General features: G+C 65.9%; 5 protein-coding genes and 1 pseudogene. 4 read left to right on the top strand and 2 right to left on the bottom strand.

Going from position 1 to position 3,412, the window contains the following annotated elements:
- Positions 1–382: 382 nt before the first annotated feature.
- On the top strand, positions 383–886 hold the full coding sequence (locus Q8A52_RS48700; RefSeq protein WP_316765129.1) for a hypothetical protein: 504 nt from the start codon (positions 383–385) through the stop codon (positions 884–886).
- On the opposite strand, the gene Q8A52_RS48695 is transcribed toward Q8A52_RS48700, so the two are convergent.
- Entirely contained in the window at positions 822–1,298 is a 477-nt protein-coding gene (locus Q8A52_RS48695; protein ID WP_316765128.1) for an ATP-binding protein, read from the bottom strand. The two genes, Q8A52_RS48700 and Q8A52_RS48695, sit on opposite strands and share 65 nt — an antisense overlap.
- Before the next feature lie 379 nt (positions 1,299–1,677).
- Here Q8A52_RS48695 and Q8A52_RS48690 point away from each other — a divergent pair, with 379 nt between their 5' ends.
- Entirely contained in the window at positions 1,678–1,956 is a 279-nt protein-coding gene (locus tag Q8A52_RS48690; protein WP_316765127.1) for a hypothetical protein, read from the top strand.
- A 19-nt stretch (positions 1,957–1,975) separates the two neighbouring features.
- On the opposite strand, the gene Q8A52_RS48685 is transcribed toward Q8A52_RS48690, so the two are convergent.
- Entirely contained in the window at positions 1,976–2,173 is a 198-nt protein-coding gene (locus tag Q8A52_RS48685; protein WP_316765126.1) for a tRNA-dependent cyclodipeptide synthase, read from the bottom strand.
- A gap of 14 nt (positions 2,174–2,187) precedes the next feature.
- Here Q8A52_RS48685 and Q8A52_RS48680 point away from each other — a divergent pair.
- Together Q8A52_RS48680 and Q8A52_RS48675 are read left to right on the top strand one after the other, a co-directional pair.
- A pseudogene (locus Q8A52_RS48680) lies at positions 2,188–2,406 on the top strand (transposase); the annotation flags it as partial.
- Between the two features lie 426 nt (positions 2,407–2,832).
- Positions 2,833–3,412: IS701 family transposase (locus tag Q8A52_RS48675; RefSeq protein ID WP_316765130.1), on the top strand; the 580-nt coding region annotated here is incomplete at its 3' end.

Below are 3,412 nucleotides of genomic sequence, written 5' to 3'. Positions count from 1 at the left end.
ACGGCCGCCCACGCAAAACGCTCGGCTGGGAAACCCCAGCCGAGCGCCTGCATAAACTGCTCGCGGCCTGATCAACACGACCACGTGTTGCAACGACCCCTAGAAAGCGCCGAACGGGCGGGGCCTTTGTCGCCCCCAAGGGGTCTGCGGTGCTCACCCTTCGGCGACTACAGCTGACCTCGCCCGACACCCCCACCCGCACTCCCACAGGTTCCCTGGGCCCTCAATGGGAACCTCATGAGAACGGAAGGAGACGGGGAACCATCGAGTGAGGACGGAAGGTCACATCACTTTGACCAGGAGGAATGGTGAACCCCAGGGAAGATCAGTACAAACAGGGAAGGCTATAGAGCCTCTCCTAAAGCGGGTGTAGCTCGATCTGATGCGCCCGGTCGACGAGGCCGTACAGCAGTGGCCCCGCAAGACCGGCCGCGCCGCACGCAACTGGATACTCGACGCCGTACGCGCCAGCGGTCTTTCCTACTCGTCCTGGGACGAGGCCTCCTGGGCGGAGGTTTCCCGCACGGCAGGCCCGGCCCGTCTGCACGTCGCGGCCCTCGGGCACCTCCCCGGCGGGCATCACCGCCTGCACCACACCGCCGGGATCCACCAGTTGCACTGGTTCGCGGACCTGGTCTTCGGCCCCGGGGCCACCCAGCTCGCACTGCGCGACGTCGAACAGACGCTGAGTTCCCGGCAGAGTTCTGCGCACCTGATGGAGTGGCAGGTCGGCAACGCGGTCCTCGACACTCTCCTCAGCGCCGCAAGCCCTCGCCTGGGAGCACTCACCGGACTCGGCCGGGCCCAGTCACCGCCGCCGATCACAACATCTGGCGTCCGGCCGCATCCCCTGCAGGATCGTCTGCCAGCACGAGCGAAGCGGTGATCCGCTTGCCCACCGGCTCCCGGTGGATCGCGAAGGACCGGCAGACCGCCATAACGATCTCCAGACCGTGCTGGCCCACCCGAGCCGGGTCAGGGGCCAGCACCGCCGGCAGAGTCGTGCTGCTGTCCCACACGCTCACCTCGACCAATCCGTCATCGACCTCCAGCGTCAGCAGACAGGGGCCGGGCGCGTATTTGCGCGCATTGGTCACCAGCTCGCTCACCACCAACTGCACCATGCCCATCGCCCTCCCCGACACCGGCAGCCCACGCACCGCCTGCACATCCGCCAAGAACGTCCGGGCCAGATCACGCGCCTCCGCGATCTCCTCGCTGCCCTCGAACGCAGCAGCAACCGCCACCGGTCCGCTGATCAAGGACTTCCTGTCGCCGTCGTCCCCCGCCTGATCCATAAAGCCGCCTACACATGCGCACCACCCATAACCCACACCTGCTACCCCCAAAACACTCCCGCAGGCATGGCCGACAGGCCCTTACCGGAGACTACTCAGCGTCACCACTGCCCCACAGGCCCTGCGTCAACAGGTCACCACCGCCACATGACTCTGCAGCAGCACCACCCTGCACGAGCCCCTTGGCACCAGATACGGCCACGGCACTCACAGGTCGGTACAAGAACGCAGACTGGCCCAGCCGTCGATGACGGCCCTCAACCACCCCCATCCTTCGGACGAAAGGTCAAACTCCTGTCTCGATTCTCAATAACTTGTTCAGACCAACGACCGAGTGATCCAAACGAAATCGCCTAACCGCCCAAAAGTCGAGGCCCCAGTGACCAGACTGCTGACGGTGCTGGTTTTCCCTTTGACTGCGCTGGTCGCCTCGCTCGCATGGGTCACGGGCAAGCGCTCCGGACCAACAGGCCACGGCCTCGGCTCGATGATGGGCATCATCTCCCTTGAGCAGCAGGTGCACAGCATGGCCGACGCCGATCGGGTGGCGGGACGCTTCGCCGCGCGCTGGAGCCTGCACGTCGGCGAAGTAATGTGGTTCAGCAACGGCTACACCCTGCGCGACGACCACCCCATATCCGCGGGCGAAGGGCACTGAACACACGCCCGGTCCAGGCTCAGTTCAGCGAGGCGACTACCACGAATCCCTGGCCCCGGGCGGGCTGCCAGGCCAACTCCCGCCCGTACAGGCGGCGCAGGACTGCGGGTGGCCGGTGATAGCAGAAGACGTCACCGCAGGTGATCCGACGGGCTGGTCTGAAGGTGCCATGGAATCGCCTGATGAACAGCGGAACCGAGCCCTCCGGCTCGTCCATGATCACGCTACGCCGTGAGCGAGCACAAGCCGTACCCCAGCGACCTGTCCGAGGCCCGATGGGCCCTGATCGAGCCGACGCTGAGGGCCTGGAGAAAGGCCCGGCTCGACCGCAGACCAACCGGTCAGCCGGCCAAGGTTGATTTACGCGACGTCTTCGACGCGATCCTCTACGTGAACCGCACGGGAATCCCCTGGAAATACCTCCCGCACGACTTCCCGAGCCACGGCACTCAGGCGTGCCAAATACCCTCAAGGGTCGTCACGATTTGTGATGGTTGCTCGCAGGGCAGGGCGCCTGCCGGTGTGCCATCTAGGGGCCGACCTGTTCCGGAGTGCTCGGTCGCGCAGGACAAGCAGGGTCCAGCCGCGGCCGGCTGGATCGAGTGGTCTGATCGCGGCGGTGATGAGTTCTGCGGCTCAGCGGTAGGAAAGCCGTTCTCGGCCTGTCACCGGGCAGCTGCCGGTGTGGGGCACCGACGGGAGTCTTCTGCCAGGACTGATTTTGCGGTTGGCACTCGTCAGTGCCGTGCTCGCAGAGATCATTTCCGGGCGTGGTCAGGCTCCGCCTTACGGCCTCGCCGAGAGGTTTCCCGGGTGGCAGCTAGTAGGACTCCGTTACGTCTGTGTGTCGGCCTTGTTCAGGGGCAGTCTGAATGGGTGGACGCACATGAAGTCAATCGTGTTCGGGCGACGTTGGCGTTATTCGTGGCGGATGTGTTCGCCTCGGTGCCCCGCAAGGACCAGCGGGCCAAGAGCGACTGCTATCTGCGGGGATTGATGATGGACGGTCGCCGCAAGTCCATCCAGGCCATGGCTTCGCGGCTGCCGGACGGCAACGAGCAGAACCTGCAGCAGTTCGTGAACCAGTCCCCGTGGGATCCGGTGCCGGTGCGTCGGCGGATCGCTGAACGGATGGTGCCGCTGATCGGCCCGGAGGCCTGGGCGGTCGACGACGTGTCGTTTCCCAAGGACGGTCAGATGTCGGTCGGGGTCGCTCCCCAGTACTGCGGTGCGCTGGGCAAGCAGGCCAACTGCCAGGTCGCGGTCAGCGTGCACGCGGTTTCCGACGCTGCCTCGTGCCCGCTGAACTGGCGGCTGTTCCTGCCCCAGCAGTGGGCGCATGACGCCGTCCGACGCCGGCAGACCGGTGTGCCGGAGGACGTCGGGCACCGGGAGAAGTGGCGGATGGCCTTGGACGCCCTGGATGAACTGGCCACATGGCGCCTTGTGCCGCCGG

The sequence above is a fragment of the Streptomyces herbicida genome (assembly GCF_032656585.1).
In the GTDB taxonomy this organism is placed as follows: Bacteria; Actinomycetota; Actinomycetes; order Streptomycetales; family Streptomycetaceae; genus Streptomyces; species Streptomyces herbicida.
Note: the sequence above shows the minus strand (reverse complement) of the source record. Positions and strands in the feature narration are given on the sequence as shown.